A 20,854-nucleotide genomic window follows, 5' to 3' on the forward strand; every position below is an offset into this window, starting at 1 on the left:
TGCACGGGTGGCCCAGGCCTCGCCTAGGCCACCACATCCTGCTCCAGCCAGACCTGCTGCGCAGTGGCATCCAGCCTGACCTGCACGCCCAACGGCAAGGTCAGGTTCGGGTCGCAGTGGCCACTGCGCCAGCCAGCCAGGACCGGGATACCCTCGGCCTGGAACGTCTCGAGCAGCAACGGAGTCATCTGCTCGACAGCGATTCCGGCGAAGTCGCCAACGATCACGCCCTGCACGCCCTTCAGTTTGCCTGCCAGACGCAGGTGAGTCAGAAAGCGATCCACGCGGTACAAGGGCTCGTTGACGTCTTCAATGAACAGCACGATGCCATCACCGGGAAGCTCGTACGGCGTGCCGAGCGTGGCACTGATCATGGCCAGGTTACCGCCCATCAAGCAACCCTGGGCCTGCCCCGGCACTACCGTGGTCAACGGCCACTCGGGCGGATGACGCAGCAGGTCACCTGCGCCGATCTCGCCACGCAGCGCCTGCCACAGCGACGACTCGGTAGGCGCCCGCTTCTGCGTCAGCAGATCGGCCTTGAACAGTGGCCCATGGAAGGTGACGAACCCGGCGTGGCGAGCGATGGCCAGATGCAGCGCGGTGATATCGCTGTAGCCAACCAATGGCTTGGGGTGTCGCGCCAGCAGCGCGAAGTCGATCTTGTCCAGCAGGCGGGGGGTGCCATAGCCACCGCGCAGGCAAAGAACGGCGTCTACCTCGGGGTCGGCGAAAGCGTCGTGAAGGTCTTGCACACGGGCTTCATCGCTGCCGGCCAGGTAACCCTGGGCCAGCGCGACACCGGGGTAGATGCGCAGCGTATAGCCACGCGCGCGGACCCAGGCACAAGCTGCCTCTACGTCCAGCTCGATGGGACCGGCGGGCGCGATCAAGGCGATCGTGCCGTGGTCGGGCAGGCGTGGGGGTAATCGCATGGTCGAAATTCTCAATCCCGGCAGGAACGAGCGGCGCGCCCTGCCCTCAGGCTATGCAGCGCGTGGGGGCGCTTCACGACCAGACGGCTCGCCGCCCGCCCCGCGCCCACATGATCTAGTCGATCAGAGCTTGATCTTGGCTTCGTGCGCCTGCTGATCGGCGTGGTACGAGGAACGCACCAACGGCCCGGAGGCGACGTTCTTGAAGCCCATCTTGTGGCCCTCTTCGGCGAACCAGGCAAAGATGTCCGGATGCACGAAGCGCTGTACCGGCAGGTGACTGCGCGAAGGCTGGAGGTACTGGCCCAGGGTCAGCATGTCGATGTTGTGCTCGCGCATGCGCTGCATCACCTCGATCACTTCCTCGTCGGTCTCGCCCAGACCCAGCATCAGGCCCGACTTGGTCGGCACATGAGGCACCAGCTCCTTGAACTTCTGCAGCAGGGTCAGCGACCACTGGTAGTCAGAACCGGGGCGCGCGGCCTTGTACAGGCGCGGCACGGTTTCCAGGTTGTGGTTGAACACATCCGGCGGCTCCTGCGCGGTGATGGCCAGGGCCACGTCCATGCGCCCACGGTAGTCGGGGACCAGGGTTTCCAGCTGCACGCCCGGCGACAGCTTGCGGATTTCCCGCAGGCAGTCAGCGAAGTGCTGGGCACCACCGTCGCGCAGGTCGTCACGGTCCACCGAGGTGATCACCACGTACTTGAGGCGCAGGTCGGCGATGGCCACGGCCAGGTTCATCGGCTCGTCGGCATCCAGTGCCTTGGGGCGACCATGGCCGACGTCGCAGAACGGGCATCGGCGGGTGCAGATGTCACCCATGATCATGAAAGTCGCGGTACCACCGGAGAAGCATTCACCCAGGTTGGGGCAGGAGGCTTCTTCGCAGACGCTGTGCAGCTTGTGCTTGCGCAGCAGTTGCTTGATCCGGTCGACCTCGGGAGACACCGGGATGCGTACCCGGATCCAGTCGGGCTTCTTCGGCAGCTCTTCGGTGGGGATGATCTTTACCGGGATGCGCGCGACCTTTTCGGCACCGCGCAGCTTGACGCCCGCCTCGACCCTGGGCCGTGGCGCATTGGCCTTGGGCGCACCCTCGGCGAGGTTCTGCAGGGGGATCAGCGTTTGCACAGCTTCTGTCGCGGTAGTCATATCAGTCGATTCCGCCCGTAAGGGTCGTCTGCTCAACATAGTCGAGGTGCTTGACCAGCTGCGCTCGCAGCCTCGCACTGACCTCGGCAAATTCAAGGGGTGCGACATGATCGCACATCTGCGTCATCGGCAGGCCAGCATATCCACATGGATTTATCCGCCGGAACGGCGCAAGGTCCATGTCGACGTTCAACGCCAGCCCATGGAACGAACAACCGCGACGGATACGCAAGCCCAGCGAAGCGATCTTCGCCCCGTCCACGTACACCCCGGGCGCATCCGCACGGGCGGCAGCCTGCACGCCGTAGGAGGCCAGCAGATCGATCAGGGTGTGCTCCATGCGGGTGACCAGCTCTCGCACCCCGTAGCCCAGCCGGCGCACGTCCAGCAACAGGTACACGACCAACTGCCCGGGGCCGTGGTAGGTCACCTGGCCGCCGCGGTCGACCTGCACCACCGGGATCTCGCCGGGCACCAGCAGGTGCTCGGCCTTGCCTGCCTGGCCCTGGGTGAACACGGCCGGGTGCTGGACCAGCCAGACCTCATCGGCAGTCTCTGCATCGCGCTGGTCGGTGAACCGCTGCATCGCGTGCCATACCGGCTCGTAAGGCAACGGGCCGAGTTCGCGAAACCCCAGGCATTGCGGCATCACAGCACCATTTTGACGATGCCGGTGGCGCGCAGCTCACTGTTGATGTTGTAGAGCTGCTCCTGGCCGGTGGCCAGGATATGCAGCTGCAACGTGGTGTAGTTACCGTTGCTGCTCTGGCGCTCGGCATTCTTGTCGTGATTGACGGCTGCGTGCTTTTCGACGATCTGCACCACCGTGTCGCGAAAGCCCACACCGGTATCGCCGATGATCTTGATCGGGTAGTCGGCGCAGGGAAATTCGATTTTCGGCTCTTTTACTTCGGTATCGGTCATGGCGATGACGGCCTCGGGTAAACCGTGAAAACGACAACGCCCTCGCCTGTTGCAAAGGCGAGGGCGCGCGGTCGCGATATCAGTTGAACAAGCCGTAGAAGAATAGACGAACGCTATCCCATACGCGGCGGAAAATACCACCTTCCTGTACATCGTCCAGCGCGATCAGGTCGGTGGTCTGAACGATCTTGTCACCGTTCTTCACTTCGACCTTGCCGATCACGTCGCCCTTGGCGATAGGCGCGGTCAGCTGTGGGTTCATGGTCATGCTCGCAGCCAGGTTCTTCAACTGGCCCTTGGGCAGGGTCATGGTCAGGTCTTCGGCCAGGCCGGCCTTGATTTCGCGGATGTCGCCCTTCCATACCGGTGCCTTGGCCAGCTCGGTGCCCTTCTGGTAGAAGGTCTGGGTTTCATAGAAGCGGAAGCCGTAGGTCAGCAGCTTCTGGGTTTCGGCAGCGCGGGCCTGCTCGCTGTTGGTGCCGAAGACCACGGCGATCAGGCGCATGCCGTCACGTACGGCCGAGGACACCATGCAGTAGCCGGCTTCTTCGGTGTGGCCGGTCTTCAGGCCGTCGACGGTCTTGTCGCGCCACAGCAGCAGGTTGCGGTTGGGCTGCTTGATGTTGTTCCAGAAGAACTCCTTCTGCGAGTAGATCGCATAGTGAGCCGGGTCTTCGTGAATGATGGCACGGGCCAGTACCGCCATGTCGTGGGCCGTGGAGTAATGCTCGGGGTTCGGCAGGCCGGTCGGGTTCATGAAGTGGCTGTTGGTCATGCCCAGCTTGCCAGCCGTGGTGTTCATCATGTCGGCGAAGGCGTCTTCGCTGCCGGCGATGTGCTCGGCGAGCGCCACCGAAGCGTCGTTGCCCGACTGGATGATGATGCCGTGCAGCAGGTCGCTGACCGATACCTGGGTACCGACCTTGATGAACATCCGCGAACCGCCCGTGCGCCAGGCGTTTTCGCTGACGGTGACCGGGTCGTTCTCGCCGATCTGGCCACGACGGATTTCCAGGGTCGCGATGTACGCGGTCATCAGTTTGGTCAGGCTGGCTGGCGGCAGACGCTGGTCGCCGTTGTTTTCAACCAGCACGTTACCGCTGGAAGCTTCCATCAGCACGTAGGATTTGGCAGCCAGTTGCGGCGGCGCTGGCATCATCTGATCTGCCGCCCAAGCGGCAGGGGCGATGATCAGCGGTACAAGCAGGCACAGGCGTTTGGCAAGTGTGGTGATGTTCATCCGTCTCTCGAAATTGCTGATGGGCACATGCCCTTGCGGGCAGTCTTGTTGTGGGCGGCGGCCCGGTGTCGCACGCCCGTTGCCGGGCGCTCATTGCAGCGCCGCCCGCAGGCGGCGCGGTTCAATCCAGTGTCACCAACTTGGGCACGCCAAGATTGGCCATGCGCACGTTGTCCTGAATCTGCTGGGCTTCACCCTGGGAATTGATCGGTCCCAGGCGTACCCGATAGAACGTCTGCTGGTTGACGGCGATCTGGCTGGTGAAAGCCGGCGCGCTGACCATCGAGCTCAGCTTGGAACGCAGCAGCTCCGCAGCGTCGGGGTTGGCGAACGCTCCCACCTGGAGATACAGGCCAGACGCTTGTGCAGAACCGTTTTTTTTTGCGTCCATCTGCACCGGCAGCGTGGCGACCGCGTGCTGCTGCGGCGGCGGCGTGTATTGCTCGACCGTACCAGCCGACGGCGTGATGTTGGGCCGGGCCTGCGCCACCACCGGGCCCTGGTTGAGCACCAGTGGCGCCGGACGGCCGCGCTGCGCCCACCATTCCTGCGGGTCGATACCTTCGACACGTACCCGCGCCGTACCCGTCTCGGCGTAGCCCAGCTTTTTCGCCGCGGCATAGGACAGGTCGATGATGCGGTCGGAGTAGAACGGCCCGCGATCATTGACCCGCAGCACCACGCTGCGGCTGTTGTCCAGGTTGGTCACGCGTACATAGCTGGGCAGCGGCAGGGTCTTGTGCGCCGCACTCATGCCATACAGATCGTAGACCTCACCGTTGGCGGTGTTCTGGCCATGGAACTTGGTGCCGTACCATGACGCCGTGCCGGTCGCCTGATACTGACGCGACTCGGCGATCGGAAAGTAGGTCTTGCCCAGTACCGTGTAGGGGTTGGCCTTGTACGGTCCGGTGTGCAGGGTGGGCACGGCGTCGGGAATCTTCGACACGTCGACGTCCCACCACGGCGCGCCGTCCTTGTGTGCCCGGTTGATGTTCAGGCCAGGCATGGCTTTGACGGTCGGGCCGGACTGCTTCACGGTACGCGACGGCGGCGGCGTCGATGAGCAGCTGGCGAGCAGCAGGCCCAAGGCCGCGCAGGCCGCGATGGCGGAGGATGTATGTATCGGCATTGCCCGCATTACTTGACGCCCCGTGCTTGAACCAGCGATTCCGACAGTTGGTGCACAGCCATGGCGTACATCACACTGCGGTTATAGCGAGTGATTGCATAGAAATTCTTCAGGCCCAGCCAATATTCCGGGCCCTCGGCGCCCTGCAGGCGAAAGGCGGTCACCGGCAGGTCATCGCGTAGCGCATCATGACTCGACCAGCCCAGCGCCCGCAACTGCGCGACATTCTTGACCGGGTCGATGCCCGGGCTCAAGCCGTCGTCGACCTGCGGGCCGGAAACGCCGGCACGGCTGACCACCGGTTGACCGGCCACCCAGCCATGCTCCTTGAAATAGCTGGCAACACTGCCGATGGCGTCATCGGGGTTGGTCCAGATGTTGATGTGACCGTCGCCGTCGAAATCCACCGCGTAGGCGCGGAAGCTGCTGGGCATGAACTGCGGCAGGCCCATGGCGCCGGCGTACGAACCCTTGAGGGTCAGTGGGTCGAGCTGTTCGTCGCGGGCCAGCAGGAAGAACTCCCGCAGCTCCTTGCGGAAGAATGCCGCGCGTGGCGGGTAATCGAAGCTCAAGGTGGACAACGCGTCGATCACCCGAAAATTGCCGGTGTTGCGACCAAAGAAGGTTTCGACACCGATGATCGCGACGATGACCTGCGCCGGTACGCCGTATTCGCGTTCCGCACGGGCCAGCACCGCTTCGTGCTGGCGCCAGAAATCCACGCCGCGGGCGATGCGCGCATCGGTGATGAACATCGGCCGATACTCGCTCCACGGCTTGACCCGTTCGGCGGGACGCGAGATCGCGTCCAGAATCGACTGCTTGCGCTCGACTTCCCTGAACACTTCGTTCAACTGCTCGCTGGCGAAGCCATAGTCGCGGGTCATTTCACCAATGAACTGGGTCACCTGGGGCGAGCCACCGTAGTCGCCGGCGCTGGCATGCTGTGCCGACCCCAACAGGCCCATCAGGCCGATCCAGGGAACGTTCCGAGCTGCCCAGCTACGCATTACTTGCATGCAATTGCTCACCTTATTCAAACCTGTGCGATCCACTTGCGATGGGTGTGGATCGACATCAAAACGCCAAACGCTGACAGCAGGGTCACCAGCGAAGTTCCGCCGTAGCTAATGAAAGGCAACGGCACCCCCACCACCGGCAGCAGGCCACTGACCATACCGATATTGACGAAAACGTAAACAAAAAAAGTCATGGTCAAGCTGCCGGCGAGCAACTTTCCGTACAGGGTCTGGGCCTGCGCGGTGATCACCAGCCCACGGCCGATCAGCAGCAGATAGATCAACAGCAGCGCGCAGATACCGACCAGGCCGAACTCCTCGCCGAGCACCGCGATGATGAAGTCGGTGTGGCTTTCGGGGAGGAAGTCCAGGTGCGACTGGGTGCCCAGCAGCCAGCCCTTGCCGAACACGCCACCCGAACCGATCGCCGCCTTGGACTGGATGATGTTCCAGCCGGTACCCAGCGGATCGCTCTCCGGGTCGAGAAAGGTCAGGATCCGCTGCTTCTGGTAGTCGTGCATGATGAAGAACCACATGCCGACCGCCACCGGCACCGCCGCTGCCAGCACGCTGGCAATCCAGCGCCAGCGCAGCCCGGCCATGAACAGCACGAAGGATCCGGAAGCCAGGATCAGCAGTGACGTGCCGAGGTCTGGCTGGCGCACGATCAGCGCAAAGGGAATGCCGATCAGGGCCAGGCTCACCACCACGTGCTTGAGGGTCGGCGGCAGGGTCCGCTTGGCCAGGTACCAGGCGATGGTCGCCGGCATGATGATCTTCATGAACTCCGAGGGCTGGAAGCGGATGACCCCGGGGATGTTGATCCAGCGCGTGGCGCCCATGGCGTTGTGGCCCATGACGTCCACTACCACCAGCAGTATCACCCCGGTCACATAGGCCAGGGGCACCCAGCGCGCCATGAAACGCGGTTCGAGCTGGGCGATGACGAACATCGACACCAGGCCCAGGCCGAAGGACGTGGCCTGCTTGATCAGCAGGTCCCAGTTCTTGCCGCTGGCCGAATAGAGGACGAACAGGCTGCCCGCCGCCAGGGTCAGCAGCAGGATCAGCAACGGGCCGTCGATGTGAATGCGCTGCAAAAATGTTGCGCGGCGACGCATCACATCCTCACTGGAGAGGATGCGGTCGAAATTACTCTTCAAGGGCGGTGATCTCCGCGCCCGTGGCGCTGGCGTATTCGGGTTTCAACTGGCCGTCGGGGCCGAGCAGCCAGGCGTCCATGATCTGGCGCACCACCGGCGCCGCCACGCCCGAGCCGGACTCGCCGTTCTCGACCATGACCGAGACCACGATGCGCGGGTTGTCCGCGGGCGCGAAGCCGACGAACAAGGCATGGTCGCGATGGCGCTCCTGGACCTTGCTGCGGTCGTACTTCTCGCCTTGGCGAATGGCGACGACCTGGGCCGTACCGGACTTGCCGGCGATTCGGTACTTGGCACCGATGGCAGCCTTGCGCGCGGTACCGCGGGCACCCTGCATGACCTGCTCCATGCCGTGGGTGACCTTGGCCCAGTCGGACGGATTGCGCAGCACGATGTCGGGCACCGGGTTCTCGTCCACCGGCGGCACGCCTTCGATGGTGCGCGCGAGCCGCGGGCGGTTCCACTTGCCCTTGTTGGCGACCAGGGCGGTGGCCTGGGCCAGTTGCAGCGGCGTGGCCTGCATGTAGCCCTGGCCAATGCCCAGAATGAGCGTTTCGCCGGGGAACCAGGCTTGCCGGCGGGTCTTGCGTTTCCATTCGCGCGAGGGCATCAGGCCCGGCGACTCTTCGAACATGTCCAGCGAGACCTTCTGGCCGATGCCGAACTGGCCCATGTAGTTGTCCAGCTTGTCGATGCCCAGCTTGTGCGCCAGGTCATAGAAATAGGTGTCGTTGGAACGCATGATGGCGGTGTCCAGGTCTACCCAGCCATCGCCTGTGCGGTTCCAGTTGCGGTATTTATGGTCGTAGTTGGGCAGTTGATAGAAGCCTGGGTCGAACACCCGCGACCCGGCGTTGATCACGCCTGAGTCCAGCCCGGCGATCGCCACCGCAGGCTTGATCGTCGAACCGGGCGGATACAGGCCGCGCAACACACGGTTGAACAGCGGTCGATCGATGGAATCGCGCAGGTCGGCATAGGCCTGGAAACCGATGCCGGTGACGAACAGGTTGGGATCGAAGCTGGGCTGGCTGACCATTGCCAGCACCTCCCCGGTGCGCGGGTCCATCGCCACGATCGCGCCGCGACGGCCGCCCAGCGCCTCTTCGGCGGCTTCCTGCAACTTGATGTCCAGGCTCAGGACGATGTCCTTGCCCGGTTTCGGATCGGTGCGCTTGAGCACCCGCAGCACACGACCGCGAGCGTTGGTCTCGACTTCCTCGTAGCCCACCGTGCCGTGCAGTTCCGGCTCGTAGAAGCGCTCGATGCCGGTCTTGCCGATATGGTGCGTGCCGCTGTAGTCCACCGGATCCAGGGTCTTGAGCTCCTTCTCGTTGATGCGCCCGACATAGCCCACCGAGTGCGCGAAATGCGCCCCCTGCGGGTAATGCCGTACCAACTGCGCGACCACCTCCACACCCGGCAGGCGAAACTGGTTCACCGCGACCCGGGCGATCTGCTCTTCGTTGAGTTCGAACAGGATCGGTACCGGCTCGAACGGTCGACGTCCCTGCTTCATGCGACGTTCGAACAGTTGCCGGTCTTCGTCGCTGAGCTCCAGCACTTCGACGATGGTATCGAGTACCTGACGCCAGTCACCGGAGCGTTCGCGGGTCATGCTCAGGCTGAAGCTGGGGCGGTTGTCGGCCACGACCACGCCGTTGCGGTCGAAGATCAGCCCACGGGTGGGGGGTATCGGCTGCACATGCACCCGATTGTTCTCCGAAAGCGTGGAGTGATATTCGTACTGGATCACCTGCAGGAAATACAGGCGCGCGATCAGCACGCAGATGAGAACCAGGATGGCCGCTGCACCGACCACGACGCGGCTGCGCACGGTGCGCGCGTCTTTCTCGTGGTCCTTGAGGCGAATCGGCTGGGACATCGGCTGGTTTACGGCCTATTTGTGATAAGGGTGCCCGGACAGCACGGTCCAGGCGCGATACAGCTGTTCACCGATAAGTATCCGTACCAGCGGGTGAGGCAAGGTCAGCGGCGACAGCGACCAGCGCTGCTCGGCACGGGCGCAGACTTCCGGCGCCAGCCCCTCGGGGCCACCGACCATGAAGTTCACCGTGCGCGAGTCCAGGCGCCAGCGATCCAGTTCCACCGCCAACTGCTCGGTGCTCCAGGGCTTGCCGTGCACTTCCAGGGTAACGATGCGCTCCCCCGGACCGACCTTGGCCAGCATCGCTTCGCCTTCCTGGCGGATAAAGCGGGCCACGTCAGCGTTCTTGCCGCGGGTATTGAGCGGAATTTCGACCAGGTCCAGTGCCAGCTCGGCGGGCAGACGCTTGGCATACTCATGCCAGCCTTCTTCCACCCACTTGGGCATGCGCGAACCCACCGCGATCAGACGCAGACGCATGGCCCGGGCTTATTCGTTGCCAGGGGTGTGGTGCGCGGCGCTGGCGGCACGGCTCTGCTCGGCGCCCTGCCACAGGCGTTCCAGGTCGTAGAACTGGCGCGCGGCCGCGGTCATCATGTGCACCACGACGGTGTCCAGGTCCAGCAGCACCCAGTCGCTGTCGCCCGCGCCTTCTTCGCCCAGTGGCTTGACGCCCTTGGCCTTGACCAGCTCGCGCACCTTTTCGCGCATGGCGCTGATCTGGCGGTTGGAGGTACCGGTGGCGATCACCATGAAGTCGGTGATGCTGTTCTTGTCACGCACGTCGATGACCAGGATGTCCTGAGCCTTGACGTCTTCGAGGGCGAGCTGGGTCAGCTCGACGATTTCTTCAGCGGGGATTGCTTGCTTATTGCTCATAAAAAAACTCGTTCAGTTCAATTGGACGCACGGTACAGCCCGTGCGCCTCGATGTAGGCCAATACTGCGTCGGGCACCAGGAAACGTACCGACTTGCCGCTGGCCAGCAGTTGACGGATCTGGGTGGCCGACACCGCGAGCGGTGCCTGCCAGACGAAAGTAATCTGCCCGCAGGCCCCCTTGAGGGCTTGCGGGTCGCTGATGGAACGCGCCGCCACCAGGTTGCGCAGGGCATCCGGCAGCTCGGTGTCCGCATCAGGTCGCTGCAACACGACGATGTGGCAGTGTTGCAGCAGTTCTTCCCAGCGGTACCAGGAGGGCAAGCCACAAAAGGCATCCCACCCCAGCAGCAGGAGCAACTGGTCCTGCGGGTCGAGCTCGGCACGCATCGACACCAGCGTGTCGAGGGTGTACGACGGTTTGTCGCGCGCCAGTTCACGGTCATCCACGGTCAGGGGCGCCAGCCCCTCTACTGCGGCCCGCACCATGGCCAGACGCTGCTCGGCCGATACCTGCGGCTGGTCGCGATGCGGCGGCCGGGCGCTGGGCACCAATCGCAGATCGTCCAGGCCCAGGGCCTCGACCACTTCCACGGCGCCGCGTAGATGACCGATGTGCACCGGGTCGAAGGTACCGCCCAGCACGCCGATTCGACGTGCAGTGCGCGATTGTACAGCGTAGGGACCGGGCCGGTTCGGTGCGGTCAACTCAGACCGGCTCCTGGCCGCGCAACTGGCCATCGCCGATCACCACGTACTTCTCGCAGGTCAGGCCTTCGAGGCCCACCGGGCCGCGGGCGTGGATCTTGTCGGTGGAAATGCCGATCTCGGCACCCAGGCCATATTCGAAACCATCGGCGAAACAGGTCGGCGCGTTGACCATCACGGACGCGGAGTCGACTTCGGCAACGAAGCGACGGGCATGGCCCTGCTGCTCGGTGACGATCGCATCGGTGTGATGGGAGCCATGCTGGTTGATGTGTTCGATGGCCTCGTCCAGGCCGTCGACCACCCGAATGGACAGGATGGCGGCCAGGTACTCGGTGTTCCAGTCTTCTTCGCTGGCCGGTACGGCTTCGATCAGGTCGCGGGTGCGCGGGCAACCGCGCAGCTCGACGCCTTTCTCGCGGAACTGCGCCGCCATCGGCGGCAGGAAACTCGCCGCCACCGACTGGTCGACCAGCAGCGTTTCCATGGCGCCGCAGATGCCGTAACGATAGGTCTTGGCGTTGAAAGCGATGCGTTGCGCCTTGGCCAGGTCGGCGCCAGCGTCGACGAACACGTGGCAGATGCCGTCCAGGTGCTTGATCACCGGCACCTTGGCATCACGACTGACGCGCTCGATCAGCCCTCGCCCGCCCCTTGGCACGATGATATCGACGTACTCGGGCATGCTGATCAGCGCGCCGACCGCGGCGCGGTCGGTGGTGTCCACGACCTGTACCACGGCGGCGGGCAAGCCGGCTTCGGCGAGGCCGCGCTGGATGCAGGTGGCGATGGCACGATTGGAGTGGATGGCCTCGGAGCCGCCACGCAAAATGGTGGCGTTACCCGACTTCAGGCACAGGCTGGCCGCGTCGATGGTCACGTTGGGCCGCGACTCGTAGATGATGCCGACCACACCCAGCGGCACGCGCATCTTGCCGACCTGGATGCCCGAGGGCCGGTAGCTCATGTCGCGGATCGCCCCGACCGGATCCGGCAGGCTGGCCACCTGGCGCAGGCCGACGATCATGCCGTCGATGCGCGCAGGGGTCAGCGCCAGGCGCTCGAGCATGGCCGCGTCCAGGCCATTGGCGCGACCGGCTGCCAAATCCTGCTCGTTGGCGGCAACCAGTTCGGCACGGGCGCTGTCCAAGGCACTGGCCGCCGCCTGCAGGGCGCGATTCTTCTGCGCGGTGCTGGCACGGCCAATGACCCGCGAGGCTTCACGGGCAGCGCGACCCAGGCGGGTCATGTAGTCAAGAACGGACTCGGTCATGGTCTCTGTGGTCTTGGCAAAGAGGAAAGCGGCTGATTATAGCTGTCACGTACGCCCACTAACAGCGGTGACGGGCGGATGGTCGAAAACACCTCTTTAAACATATGTCCGCGGGCCTCACCGATGTGCAATTGCTATCATCCACCGCGACACCGAATGGACCCCGTTATGTTCAACCCGTTGCCCGATGCCTTTTTCGACACCGACGCGCAATCCCTCGCCCGTGCATTGCTGGGCAAGGTGATCCGCCACCGTCAGGGTCCGTACTGGTTGTCGGCGCGCATCATCGAAACCGAGGCGTATTACGTCACGGATCGCGGCAGCCATGCATCGCTGGGTTATACCCACAAACGCCGCGCGCTGTTCCTCGAAGGCGGGCACATCTATATGTACTACGCCCGTGGCGGCGACTCGCTGAACTTCAGCGCGCAAGGTCCGGGCAATGCGGTACTGATCAAGTCCGCCTACCCCTGGCTCGACGCGCACACCGGCGACGATGCCTTCGCCCGGATGCAGCTCAACAACCCCGACGCCAGCGGCCTGCCGCGCCCGGCCCAGCGCCTGTGCGCCGGGCAGACCCTGCTGTGCAAGGCCCTGGGGCTGAAGGTACCGGTGTGGGACGCCCAGCGCTTCGACACTGAACAACTGTTCGTCGACGACGTCGGTGCCGATGTCCCGCACATCCTGCAGACCACCCGCCTGGGTATTCCCCTGGGTCGCGACGAACACTTGCCGTACCGCTTCGTGGATGCCGGCTACGCCCGTTTCTGCACACGCAACCCCCTGCGTCGCGGCCAGACAGACGGCCGCGATTACTTCTCGATCTTTCAAGGAACCTGACTCATGGGCGAATGGCTGGACAGTCTGACAGGCTGGCTGACGCTGCATCCACAGTGGCTGGGGGTGGCAATCTTCGCCATCGCCTGCATCGAATGCCTGGCGATCGCCGGCATCGTCGTACCCGGCACCGTGGTGTTGTTCGCTGTGGCCGTACTGGCCGGCAACGGTGCGTTGTCGCTCAGTGAGACACTGATGCTGGGCTATGCCGGCGGCCTTCTCGGCGACGCCATCTCGTACGCCCTGGGTCGACGGTTTCAACAGAGCATCCGTGGCCTGCCGCTGCTGCGCACGCACCCGCAATGGCTGGAAACCGCAGAAGGCTACTTCCATCGCTATGGCGTGGCGAGCCTTCTGATCGGGCGCTTCATCGGCCCGCTGCGGCCGATGCTGCCCATGGTCGCCGGCATGCTGGAAATGCCGTTGCCGCGCTTCATCCTGGTCAGCCTGGTGGCGGCCGCCGGTTGGTCGGTGGCCTATCTGCTGCCGGGCTGGGCGACGGGCGCCGCTTTCCGCCTGCCGCTGCCCGAGGACTTCTGGCCACAGGCCGGTATCGTTGCGGCCTGCATCGCCCTGCTGATGGGCCTGAGCCTGCATGCCACCTGGCGCGATCGCAGACGCGGCACGCTGCTCATTGCCCTCGCCTCGCTGATCATGCTGATTGCCCTGTTCTTCGGCTTCCCGCACCTGAGCGCGCTGGACAACGGCCTCAAGGCGCTGGTCCAGGAGCATCGCAGTGAGGCGGCGGAAACCTTCGTGGTGCTGGTCACGCGCATCGGTGATTTCCGCACCCAGTTCATGGTGGCCGGACTGCTCACCGCGCTGCTGCTGATCACCCGGCAATGGCGTCAGGCGCTGTTCGCCTGCGCGACCATGCTGATCACGGCGCTGCTCAACGGCTCGTTGAAACACCTGGTCGCCCGGCAGCGGCCCGACGTGCTGCTCGAACCGCTGACCACGTTCAGCATGCCCAGCGGGCATAGCTCGGCAGCCTTTGCCTTCTTTCTGAGCCTGGCCATACTCGCCGGGCGTCGGCAGACACCGCGCATGCGCCTGGTGTGGGTCATCCTGGCAAGCATTCCGGCGCTGTCGATTGCGTTGTCGCGGGTGTACCTGGGCGCGCATTGGCCGACCGACATCATTGCCGGCAGCATGCTGGCCTGCTTCGTCTGCGCTTCGTGCCTGGCGGCCGTGGAATATCGCCAGCCGCTGCCGGCGATGCCGTTGCGTGTCTGGTGGCTGGTGGTACCGGCGTGCGCGTTGCTGCTGGGCTTTTTTGCGGTGCACGGGCTGCCGTCGGCACTCGAAGGGTATCGCTACATGTAACCAGGCGCACCCGGCGCGCTGGGCCTGTTCGTCCCAGGCCTGTTCGTCTCAGACCAGGGCGTCGCCCTGCAGGCTGTCGAGCAGGGCCTGGATCGCCACCAGGCGCAGGCCTGGGTCGCTTTCGGCGAGCAGCTGTTCTTTCTCCTGCTCGGTGAACGGCAGCAGATAGGCCAACTGGTTGCCCAGCGACTGCTGGCCCTGAGCGCCGGCGGTCATGCCCAGCGCCGCCACCATCGGGTGCTCGGCCAAGGCCAGCAACAGTGCCTGCAGGTCGGCGTGGGTATCGGCCAGCGGCTGCTCGGCCTGATCTTCCAGCCACTGCACGTCTGCTGTCAGCAATTGATCGCGTTGCACATGGGTGGCCTCGACACGGAAACGCCGAGCGCCCTGCACGCGGATACCCAACAGACCGTTGTCTTGCTGCTGGAAATCGGTGATCAGCGCTTCGCAGCCGACTGCGGCGTGTTCGCTGGGTGCCTGGCCCACTTCGCGTCCTGCCATGATGCCGACCACGCCAAAGCCGGCGCCCTGCTTCATGCAGCGACCGATCATGTCCAGGTAGCGGGCTTCGAAAATCTGCAGATCCAGCACGCAACCGGGGAACAGCACGGTATTGAGGGGAAAGAGTGGCAATGTCATGGCTTGTGTCCTCACGCGAATACGCTGATGGCCAGTGGCAGGAAAACGGCGGTACCCACCCCCATCAGACTCATGGCCAGCGCCGCGAAGGCACCGGTTTCCTCACTTTCCTGCAACGCCAGCGATGTACCCACGGCATGCGCGTTGAGGCCCAATGCCATGCCCCGCGCCGCCGGGTGGTCGATGCCCAGCAAAGACAGCAGGCCGGGGCCGAAGATTCCGCCGATGACGCCGGTGATCAGCACGAACACGGCCGCCAGCGCCGCGACGCCGCCGATCTGCTCCGCCACCAGCATGGCGATCGGCGAGGTGACCGACTTGGGCGCCATGGTCATCAGAATCATGTGGTCTGCGCCCAAACCCCAACCCAGCAACAGGCACAGCACGGTCGCGAACAGCCCGCCCAGGCCCAAGGTGATCAGGGTAGGCCAAAGCAGTTGGCGAATGCGCCGCAGGTTGAGAAACAGTGGCACCGCCAGGGCCACGGTCGCCGGGCCGAGCAGGATGCCGAGAATCTCGGTGCTCTTGCGGTACTCGGCATAGCTGATCCCGCAGCCTACCAGCACCGCAACCAGCAGCAACATGGACAGCAGCACCGGTTGCAGAAAGATCCAGCGGGTTTTTTCGTAGCCGGCGAGCACCAACTGGTAGGCGCCCAGGGTGATGCCGATGCCGAACAGCGGATGGTGGATGACCGCCTGCAGGGTGCCTTGCCAGTCCAGCATCATGGTTGCACCGGGTGATCATGCCGACGCCTGCGAATCAACCGCTGCATCAACCAACCGACGAACACGGTAGAGACCGTGACGGAAATCACCAGCGAGCCGACGATGGCCCAGAAGTCATCGGCGATCTGCTGGGCATAGACCATCACGCCCACCGCAGGTGGCACCAGCAGCAGCGGCAGGTAGCGCAGCAGGCTGTTGGCCGCCAGGCCCAAGGGCTCGCCGACCTCGCCACGTACCATGAGGTAGATGAGCAGCAGCACCAGGCCGATGATCGGACCGGGCAACACGGGCAGCAACAGATGATTGAGGGCAGTGCCCAGCAGCTGGAACAGGACCAGCCAGGTCAAACCGCGTAGCAACATTGCAGGTCTCCTTCGCAAGCCAGGCATTATAAGCCCCCAAGGCATGCCCCAGGGTGATGCAAGATGGCGCACCCCCATGATCGGACCCGGTAACGGTACACCCATCCGACAGTCATCCGGCTCTGGCCTTAAAAGCGCCCTGCATCTGTTGTGCACCCTTGCATCTGCGGCATACTCGGCGCCTCAATCGCCCGGACCCCGTCATGCGCCCTCTCGCCCCCCTCGCCCTTTCGTTGTTGATCGCCGCTTGCGGAGATGGCGAGCCACTGTCGCCGCCCGACGCGCGACTGCCCGATGGCGGTCGCTACCGCGGAGAGGTGGTCAATGGGCTATTGCAGGGTCAGGGGCGTGTCGACTATCCCAATGGCAGCGGCTACGCCGGGCAGTTCAAGGACGGCCAGTGGCAGGGTCAGGGCCAGTGGCATGGGCGCAACGGCGAGGTCTACACCGGCGGCTTCGATCATGGCCTGTTCCATGGCCAAGGCACCCTGATCGCTCGCGGCACCACCTACACCGGCGGCTTCGTCAAGGGTCGGCGCCAGGGCGAAGGGACCTTCAAGGAAGCCGGCGTGGCGTACCGCGGCGGGTTCAAGGAAGACCAGTATTCGGGCGCCGGGCACATCGAACTCGACGACGGCAGCCAGTACCAGGGCTGGTTCGCCCACGGCAAGCCCAATGGCGAAGGCACCCGCAGCGATGCCGCAGGCAACCAGTTCAGCGGCACCTTCGTCAATGGCCTGCTCGAAGGGCACGGCACGTTCAGCAATGCCGACGGCGATCAGTACATCGGCAACTTCCACCTCAACCAGCTGCATGGTCGCGGCCGCTACGAAAACGCCGCAGGCGATGTGTGGATCGGCACGTTCAAGGAAGGCGTACTCAGCGGCAAGGGCGAGATGTTCGCCAGCGACGGCAGCCACTACAAGGGCGAGTTCGCCGATTGGCGCTTCAGTGGCAAGGGCTGGCTGGCGCTGGCCGACGGCAGCATCTACAGCGGCACCTTCGAGAACGACACCTACCAGGGCCAGGGCAGCCTGACCCTGAAGGACGGCAGCAGCCAGGTCGGCTATTGGCTCAATGGCCAGCGTATCCGTGATGCGCAAGGTCATCTGTTGCCCGATCCGCTGGAACTGGGGCTGCTCAATCAGGGGCAACTGCTGGAACAAGCGCTCGCGGCAATCCCGCAGTCCACTGCAGCGATCGAGCTTTACAGCCTGGCGCTGGCCGGCGACGGCAAGCAAAGCGTGTTCATGCGCGAAGCCGACTACGTCACCGGCATGCTGGCCAGTCGTTTTGGCGCGGTCGGACAGATCACCCTGGCCAACCACCGCGATCATCTGGCCGATCGGCTGATGGCCAGCCGCGAGACCCTCAGCCGCAGCGTGCAGACGCTGGCCGCGCGCAGCGGCCCGGAAGACCTGGTGTTCATCTACCTGACCAGTCACGGCACCAGCGAACATGAACTGGTGCTCGATCAGCCACGCCTGCAGTTGGGCGACCTGCCGGCCGATGAACTCGCCGCAGTGCTGGCGCCGCTCAAGGGCCGCGACAAGGTGGTGGTCATCTCGGCTTGCTATTCGGGCGGATTCATCCCCGCGCTCAGGGACGAGAAAACCCTGGTCATGACCGCTTCGCGGGCCGACCGGGTGTCTTTCGGCTGCTCCGAAGAAGCCGACTTCACCTATTTCGGCGACGCCTTGTTCGCCCAGGCCTTCAACCAGACGGACGACCTGCAGCAGGCTTTCGAACTTGCCAGCCGGCACGTTGCCGAACGGGAGATCGCCGATAATTACGAAGCCTCGCAGCCGCAGATCTGGGCGCCCAAAGGGGTCCTCGCGCATTGGCAGCGATTGCGCCAACAACAGGCCAAGCGGGCGCTGCTCGACGCCGCCGCGCCTGACAACAAGCAATAGGGCATCTGCTTCACGCTGCCTGTATCAAGGGAGACATTGCATGTACTTGACGCCGCAGCACATCCTTCTGGCCGGCGCCACCGGCCTGACCGGCGAGCATTTGCTCGACCGCCTGCTCGCCGAGCCGACCGTGCAACGGGTCCTGGCTCCCACCCGGCGCCCTCTGGCCGAGCACGCGCACCTGGACAACCCGGTGGGGCCACTGCTGGCCTTGCTGGCGGATCTGCAGGGCCCGGTGGACATCGCCTTCTCGTGCCTGGGCACGACCATCAAGCAGGCCGGTTCGCAAGAAGCGTTTCGCGAAGTCGACCACCAGCTCATCGTCGCCTATGCCCAGCGCGCCCGCGAACTGGGCGCACGCCACTTCCTGCTGATCAGCGCCATCGATGCCGACCCGCAATCCTCGGTGTTCTACAACCGCGTCAAGGGTGAGACCGAGCAGGCGCTGCGTGCCCAGGGCTGGCCGCAACTGACCATCGCCCGGCCGTCGGTGCTGATCGGCGACCGCGTCGAAGCACGCCTGGCCGAGCGTATTGCCGGACCTCTGTCGAAGCTGATTCCGGGCAAGTACCACGGCATCGAAGCGCTGCAACTGGCGCGCGCCCTGTGGCGCCTGGCGCTCGAAGAGCAGGACGGCGTGCGCGTGGTGGAATCGGACGAGCTGCGGCGCCTGGGCAAATAGCCCGCAGCCGGCGCGTCAGTCGTCGCTGCCGTGGTGGTGCTCGCCCCAGCGCGGCAGCATGTCCTGAGGAATATCCAGCAGGTTGAGCACCCGTGCGACGACGAAGTCGATCAGGTCGTCGATGGTCTGCGGCTGGTGATAGAAGCCCGGCGCTGCCGGCAGGATCACCGCGCCCATCTGCGACAGCTTGAGCATGTTCTCCAGATGGATGGTCGAGAACGGTGCCTCGCGCGGCACCAGGATCAACTGCCGACGTTCCTTGAGCGTTACATCGGCAGCGCGCTCGATGAGGTTGTTGCAGGCGCCGCTGGCGATGGCCGACAGGGTGCCGGTCGAGCACGGCACCACCACCATGGCGCTGGGCGCGCCGGAGCCCGATGCCACCGGCGACATCCAGTCTTCTTTGCCATACACGCGGATCTGTCCGGCGGACGCCCCGGTGTACTCGTTGAGAAAGGCCTGCATGGCCTGGGGCTTGGCCGGCAAGCTGACGTCCGTTTCCGTGGCCAGCACCAGTTGCGCGGCCTTGGAGATGAGGAAATGCACCTCGCGGTCTTCGCGCACCAGGCAGTCGAGCAGGCGCAAGCCGTACTGCGCGCCCGACGCGCCGGTCATGGCCAGGGTGATCCGCTGCGGGCCGCTCACTTGAGGGCCTCCGCCAGTTTCAGATGCAGGCCGCCGAAACCGCCGTTGCTCATGATCACCACGTGGGTGCCTGGCCGTGCCTGGCTCTTGACCCGCTCGATGATGGCTTCCAGCGAATCGGCGACGATGGCCGGAACCGGGCACTGGGCAGCCGTGGCGGCCAGATCCCAGCCCAGGTTGGGCGGCGCATACCAGATGACCTGATCGGCATCGCGGACACTCTCGGGCAGGCCGTCGCGGTGCGCGCCCAGCTTCATGGAGTTGGAGCGCGGCTCGATCACGGCGATCAACGCTGCATCGCCAATGCGCTTGCGCAAGCCGTCCAGGGTAGTGGCGATAGCCGTGGGGTGGTGGGCAAAGTCGTCATAGAGGGTAACGCCCTGCACTTCGGCCACCCACTCCATGCGCCGCTTGACGCTCTTGAACGCGCACAGCGCCTCGATACCCAACGGCGCGACCACGCCCACGTGGCGGGCAGCAGCCAGCGTTGCCAAGGCGTTGGCCACGTTATGCTGGCCGGTCAGCGGCCACTCCACGGTGCCCTGCACGACACCTTCGAAGGAAACCTCGAAGCGCGACCCATCCGCACTGAGCAGGTTTGCCTGCCACTGGCCGTTCTCCCCCGTGGTCTGTACCGGTGTCCAGCAACCCATCTCGATCACTCGGCCCAGTGCCGGCTCGGTGGTGGGGTGGATCACCAGGCCCTCGCTGGGCACGGTTCGAATCAGGTGGTGGAACTGGCGCTCGATGGCGGCCAGGTCGGGGAAGATGTCGGCATGATCGAATTCGAGGTTGTTGAGAATCGCCGTGCGCGGACGGTAGTGGACGAACTTGGAACGCTTGTCGAAGAACGCACTGTCGTACTCGTCTGCCTCGACCACGAAGAACGGCGTCTGCCCCAGGCGCGCCGACACCGCGAAATTCTGCGGCACGCCGCCGATCAGGAAGCCGGGCGCCATGCCCGCATGCTCCAGCACCCAGGCCAGCATGCTGCTGGTGGTGGTCTTGCCGTGGGTACCGGCCACGGCCAGCACCCAGCGTCCCTGCAGCACGTGGTCGGCCAGCCACTGCGGCCCCGATACATAGGGCAAGCCCTTGTTCAGGACATGCTCGACCGCCGGGTTGCCGCGCGACAGGGCATTGCCGATCACCACCAGGTCAGGCGCAGGTTCCAGCTGGGCAGCGTCGTAACCCTGGGTCAGCTCGATGCCCTGAGCCTGCAGCTGGGTACTCATGGGCGGATAGACATTGGCGTCCGAACCGGTGACACGGTGCCCCAGTTCCTTGGCGAGCACTGCCAGGGAGCCCATGAAGGTGCCGCAGATACCGAGAATGTGAATGTGCATGATTGGCCTCGTAAAACGTCGAGGCAGGGTAGCGTAGGGTAGGAAAAATCGCATCCTTTGA

The 20,854-nt window shown here is 64.6% G+C and carries 22 protein-coding genes; 4 read left to right on the forward strand and 18 right to left on the reverse strand.

Annotated elements, in window-relative coordinates; genetic code table 11:
* Positions 1–23: 23 nt before the first annotated feature.
* The 13 genes from IFT44_RS10405 to IFT44_RS10465 all read right to left on the reverse strand — a co-directional run bounded on the left by IFT44_RS10405 (position 24) and on the right by IFT44_RS10465 (position 12,315).
* The gene (locus IFT44_RS10405) at positions 24–935 is read right to left on the reverse strand and encodes a S66 peptidase family protein (protein WP_192137664.1); all 912 of its coding nucleotides are present in this window, start codon (positions 933–935) and stop codon (positions 24–26) included.
* A 123-nt stretch (positions 936–1,058) separates the two neighbouring features.
* Entirely contained in the window at positions 1,059–2,090 is a 1,032-nt protein-coding gene (lipA, locus tag IFT44_RS10410) for a lipoyl synthase (RefSeq protein WP_122475523.1), read from the reverse strand.
* Position 2,091: 1 nt separating this feature from the next.
* Entirely contained in the window at positions 2,092–2,739 is a 648-nt protein-coding gene (gene lipB, locus IFT44_RS10415; protein WP_122475525.1) for a lipoyl(octanoyl) transferase LipB, read from the reverse strand.
* Complete coding sequence (locus IFT44_RS10420; protein ID WP_122475527.1) at positions 2,739–3,014, reverse strand: DUF493 domain-containing protein; 276 nt, start codon at positions 3,012–3,014, stop codon at positions 2,739–2,741. Before IFT44_RS10420 ends, lipB begins: the two co-directional genes overlap by 1 nt.
* 79 nt (positions 3,015–3,093) lie before the next feature.
* Positions 3,094–4,254, reverse strand: a complete 1,161-nt coding sequence (locus IFT44_RS10425) for a D-alanyl-D-alanine carboxypeptidase family protein (protein WP_122475529.1) — start codon at positions 4,252–4,254, stop codon at positions 3,094–3,096.
* A gap of 121 nt (positions 4,255–4,375) precedes the next feature.
* Complete coding sequence (locus tag IFT44_RS10430) at positions 4,376–5,395, reverse strand: septal ring lytic transglycosylase RlpA family protein (protein WP_122475531.1); 1,020 nt, start codon at positions 5,393–5,395, stop codon at positions 4,376–4,378.
* Complete coding sequence (gene mltB / locus IFT44_RS10435) at positions 5,395–6,405, reverse strand: lytic murein transglycosylase B (RefSeq protein WP_122475533.1); 1,011 nt, start codon at positions 6,403–6,405, stop codon at positions 5,395–5,397. The genes IFT44_RS10430 and mltB overlap by 1 nt, the downstream gene beginning before the upstream one ends.
* Before the next feature lie 17 nt (positions 6,406–6,422).
* Entirely contained in the window at positions 6,423–7,526 is a 1,104-nt protein-coding gene (rodA, locus tag IFT44_RS10440) for a rod shape-determining protein RodA (RefSeq protein ID WP_163007397.1), read from the reverse strand.
* Positions 7,527–7,557: 31 nt separating this feature from the next.
* Complete coding sequence (gene mrdA, locus IFT44_RS10445) at positions 7,558–9,453, reverse strand: penicillin-binding protein 2 (RefSeq protein WP_122795465.1); 1,896 nt, start codon at positions 9,451–9,453, stop codon at positions 7,558–7,560.
* A gap of 15 nt (positions 9,454–9,468) precedes the next feature.
* Positions 9,469–9,936: a 23S rRNA (pseudouridine(1915)-N(3))-methyltransferase RlmH gene (gene rlmH, locus IFT44_RS10450; RefSeq protein WP_043192648.1), complete on the reverse strand. Its 468-nt coding sequence runs from the start codon at positions 9,934–9,936 to the stop codon at positions 9,469–9,471.
* Positions 9,937–9,945: 9 nt separating this feature from the next.
* Positions 9,946–10,335, reverse strand: coding sequence for a ribosome silencing factor (rsfS, locus tag IFT44_RS10455; protein ID WP_122475539.1), 390 nt, complete (start codon positions 10,333–10,335; stop codon positions 9,946–9,948).
* A gap of 17 nt (positions 10,336–10,352) precedes the next feature.
* A complete protein-coding gene (nadD, locus tag IFT44_RS10460) occupies positions 10,353–11,075 on the reverse strand; it encodes a nicotinate-nucleotide adenylyltransferase (protein WP_122475541.1) in 723 nt (240 codons plus the stop codon).
* Positions 11,044–12,315: a glutamate-5-semialdehyde dehydrogenase gene (locus IFT44_RS10465; RefSeq protein ID WP_185795134.1), complete on the reverse strand. Its 1,272-nt coding sequence runs from the start codon at positions 12,313–12,315 to the stop codon at positions 11,044–11,046. The genes nadD and IFT44_RS10465 overlap by 32 nt, the downstream gene beginning before the upstream one ends.
* A 168-nt stretch (positions 12,316–12,483) precedes the next feature.
* Here IFT44_RS10465 and IFT44_RS10470 point away from each other — a divergent pair, with 168 nt between their 5' ends.
* A complete protein-coding gene (locus IFT44_RS10470) occupies positions 12,484–13,155 on the forward strand; it encodes a DNA-3-methyladenine glycosylase (RefSeq protein WP_122475545.1) in 672 nt (223 codons plus the stop codon).
* A 3-nt stretch (positions 13,156–13,158) separates the two neighbouring features.
* Entirely contained in the window at positions 13,159–14,478 is a 1,320-nt protein-coding gene (locus tag IFT44_RS10475) for a bifunctional DedA family/phosphatase PAP2 family protein (RefSeq protein ID WP_185795132.1), read from the forward strand.
* A gap of 48 nt (positions 14,479–14,526) precedes the next feature.
* Here IFT44_RS10475 and IFT44_RS10480 read toward each other — a convergent pair whose 3' ends face one another.
* The 3 genes from IFT44_RS10480 to IFT44_RS10490 are packed head-to-tail and all read right to left on the reverse strand — an operon-like array spanning position 14,527 to position 16,207.
* Positions 14,527–15,117, reverse strand: a complete 591-nt coding sequence (locus tag IFT44_RS10480; protein WP_192058438.1) for an LON peptidase substrate-binding domain-containing protein — start codon at positions 15,115–15,117, stop codon at positions 14,527–14,529.
* A gap of 11 nt (positions 15,118–15,128) precedes the next feature.
* Entirely contained in the window at positions 15,129–15,845 is a 717-nt protein-coding gene (locus IFT44_RS10485) for an LrgB family protein (RefSeq protein WP_122475551.1), read from the reverse strand.
* A complete protein-coding gene (locus IFT44_RS10490; RefSeq protein ID WP_122475553.1) occupies positions 15,842–16,207 on the reverse strand; it encodes a CidA/LrgA family protein in 366 nt (121 codons plus the stop codon). Before IFT44_RS10490 ends, IFT44_RS10485 begins: the two co-directional genes overlap by 4 nt.
* A gap of 203 nt (positions 16,208–16,410) precedes the next feature.
* On the opposite strand from IFT44_RS10490, the gene IFT44_RS10495 reads away from it, so the two are divergent.
* Positions 16,411–18,120: a C13 family peptidase gene (locus IFT44_RS10495; RefSeq protein WP_192102704.1), complete on the forward strand. Its 1,710-nt coding sequence runs from the start codon at positions 16,411–16,413 to the stop codon at positions 18,118–18,120.
* Positions 18,121–18,160: 40 nt separating this feature from the next.
* Positions 18,161–18,802 (forward strand): oxidoreductase, encoded by a 642-nt coding sequence (locus IFT44_RS10500; protein WP_122475557.1) that lies wholly within the window; start codon positions 18,161–18,163, stop codon positions 18,800–18,802.
* A 15-nt stretch (positions 18,803–18,817) separates the two neighbouring features.
* Here IFT44_RS10500 and ubiX read toward each other — a convergent pair whose 3' ends face one another.
* Both ubiX and mpl read right to left on the reverse strand, forming a co-directional pair.
* Positions 18,818–19,447, reverse strand: coding sequence for a flavin prenyltransferase UbiX (gene ubiX / locus IFT44_RS10505; RefSeq protein WP_122795472.1), 630 nt, complete (start codon positions 19,445–19,447; stop codon positions 18,818–18,820).
* Positions 19,444–20,793 carry a UDP-N-acetylmuramate:L-alanyl-gamma-D-glutamyl-meso-diaminopimelate ligase gene (gene mpl / locus IFT44_RS10510; RefSeq protein WP_192054848.1) on the reverse strand — a complete coding sequence of 450 codons (1,350 nt, stop codon included), beginning with the start codon at positions 20,791–20,793 and terminating at the stop codon, positions 19,444–19,446. The genes ubiX and mpl overlap by 4 nt, the downstream gene beginning before the upstream one ends.
* Positions 20,794–20,854 lie beyond the last annotated feature (61 nt).

Source organism: Pseudomonas sp. CFBP 13710, from assembly GCF_014842235.1.
Lineage (GTDB): Bacteria > Pseudomonadota > Gammaproteobacteria > Pseudomonadales > Pseudomonadaceae > Aquipseudomonas > Aquipseudomonas baltica.

Bases quoted from the DNA above. Each gene is read 5' to 3' on its own strand.
- IFT44_RS10465 (WP_185795134.1), bottom strand. From the start codon at position 12,315: ATGACCGAGTCCGTTCTTGACTACATGACCCGCCTGGGTCGCGCTGCC.
- IFT44_RS10425 (WP_122475529.1), bottom strand. From the start codon at position 4,254: ATGAACATCACCACACTTGCCAAACGCCTGTGCCTGCTTGTACCGCTG.
- IFT44_RS10475 (WP_185795132.1), top strand. From the start codon at position 13,159: ATGGGCGAATGGCTGGACAGTCTGACAGGCTGGCTGACGCTGCATCCA.
- mltB (WP_122475533.1), bottom strand. From the start codon at position 6,405: ATGCAAGTAATGCGTAGCTGGGCAGCTCGGAACGTTCCCTGGATCGGC.
- IFT44_RS10500 (WP_122475557.1), top strand. From the start codon at position 18,161: ATGTACTTGACGCCGCAGCACATCCTTCTGGCCGGCGCCACCGGCCTG.
- IFT44_RS10495 (WP_192102704.1), top strand. From the start codon at position 16,411: ATGCGCCCTCTCGCCCCCCTCGCCCTTTCGTTGTTGATCGCCGCTTGC.
- IFT44_RS10470 (WP_122475545.1), top strand. From the start codon at position 12,484: ATGTTCAACCCGTTGCCCGATGCCTTTTTCGACACCGACGCGCAATCC.
- IFT44_RS10490 (WP_122475553.1), bottom strand. From the start codon at position 16,207: ATGTTGCTACGCGGTTTGACCTGGCTGGTCCTGTTCCAGCTGCTGGGC.
- nadD (WP_122475541.1), bottom strand. From the start codon at position 11,075: ATGGCCAGTTGCGCGGCCAGGAGCCGGTCTGAGTTGACCGCACCGAAC.
- lipA (WP_122475523.1), bottom strand. From the start codon at position 2,090: ATGACTACCGCGACAGAAGCTGTGCAAACGCTGATCCCCCTGCAGAAC.
- IFT44_RS10480 (WP_192058438.1), bottom strand. From the start codon at position 15,117: ATGACATTGCCACTCTTTCCCCTCAATACCGTGCTGTTCCCCGGTTGC.
- IFT44_RS10405 (WP_192137664.1), bottom strand. From the start codon at position 935: ATGCGATTACCCCCACGCCTGCCCGACCACGGCACGATCGCCTTGATC.
- mrdA (WP_122795465.1), bottom strand. From the start codon at position 9,453: ATGTCCCAGCCGATTCGCCTCAAGGACCACGAGAAAGACGCGCGCACC.
- rodA (WP_163007397.1), bottom strand. From the start codon at position 7,526: ATGCGTCGCCGCGCAACATTTTTGCAGCGCATTCACATCGACGGCCCG.
- IFT44_RS10420 (WP_122475527.1), bottom strand. From the start codon at position 3,014: ATGACCGATACCGAAGTAAAAGAGCCGAAAATCGAATTTCCCTGCGCC.
- rlmH (WP_043192648.1), bottom strand. From the start codon at position 9,936: ATGCGTCTGCGTCTGATCGCGGTGGGTTCGCGCATGCCCAAGTGGGTG.
- IFT44_RS10485 (WP_122475551.1), bottom strand. From the start codon at position 15,845: ATGATGCTGGACTGGCAAGGCACCCTGCAGGCGGTCATCCACCATCCG.
- IFT44_RS10430 (WP_122475531.1), bottom strand. From the start codon at position 5,395: ATGCGGGCAATGCCGATACATACATCCTCCGCCATCGCGGCCTGCGCG.
- lipB (WP_122475525.1), bottom strand. From the start codon at position 2,739: ATGCCGCAATGCCTGGGGTTTCGCGAACTCGGCCCGTTGCCTTACGAG.
- mpl (WP_192054848.1), bottom strand. From the start codon at position 20,793: ATGCACATTCACATTCTCGGTATCTGCGGCACCTTCATGGGCTCCCTG.
- rsfS (WP_122475539.1), bottom strand. From the start codon at position 10,335: ATGAGCAATAAGCAAGCAATCCCCGCTGAAGAAATCGTCGAGCTGACC.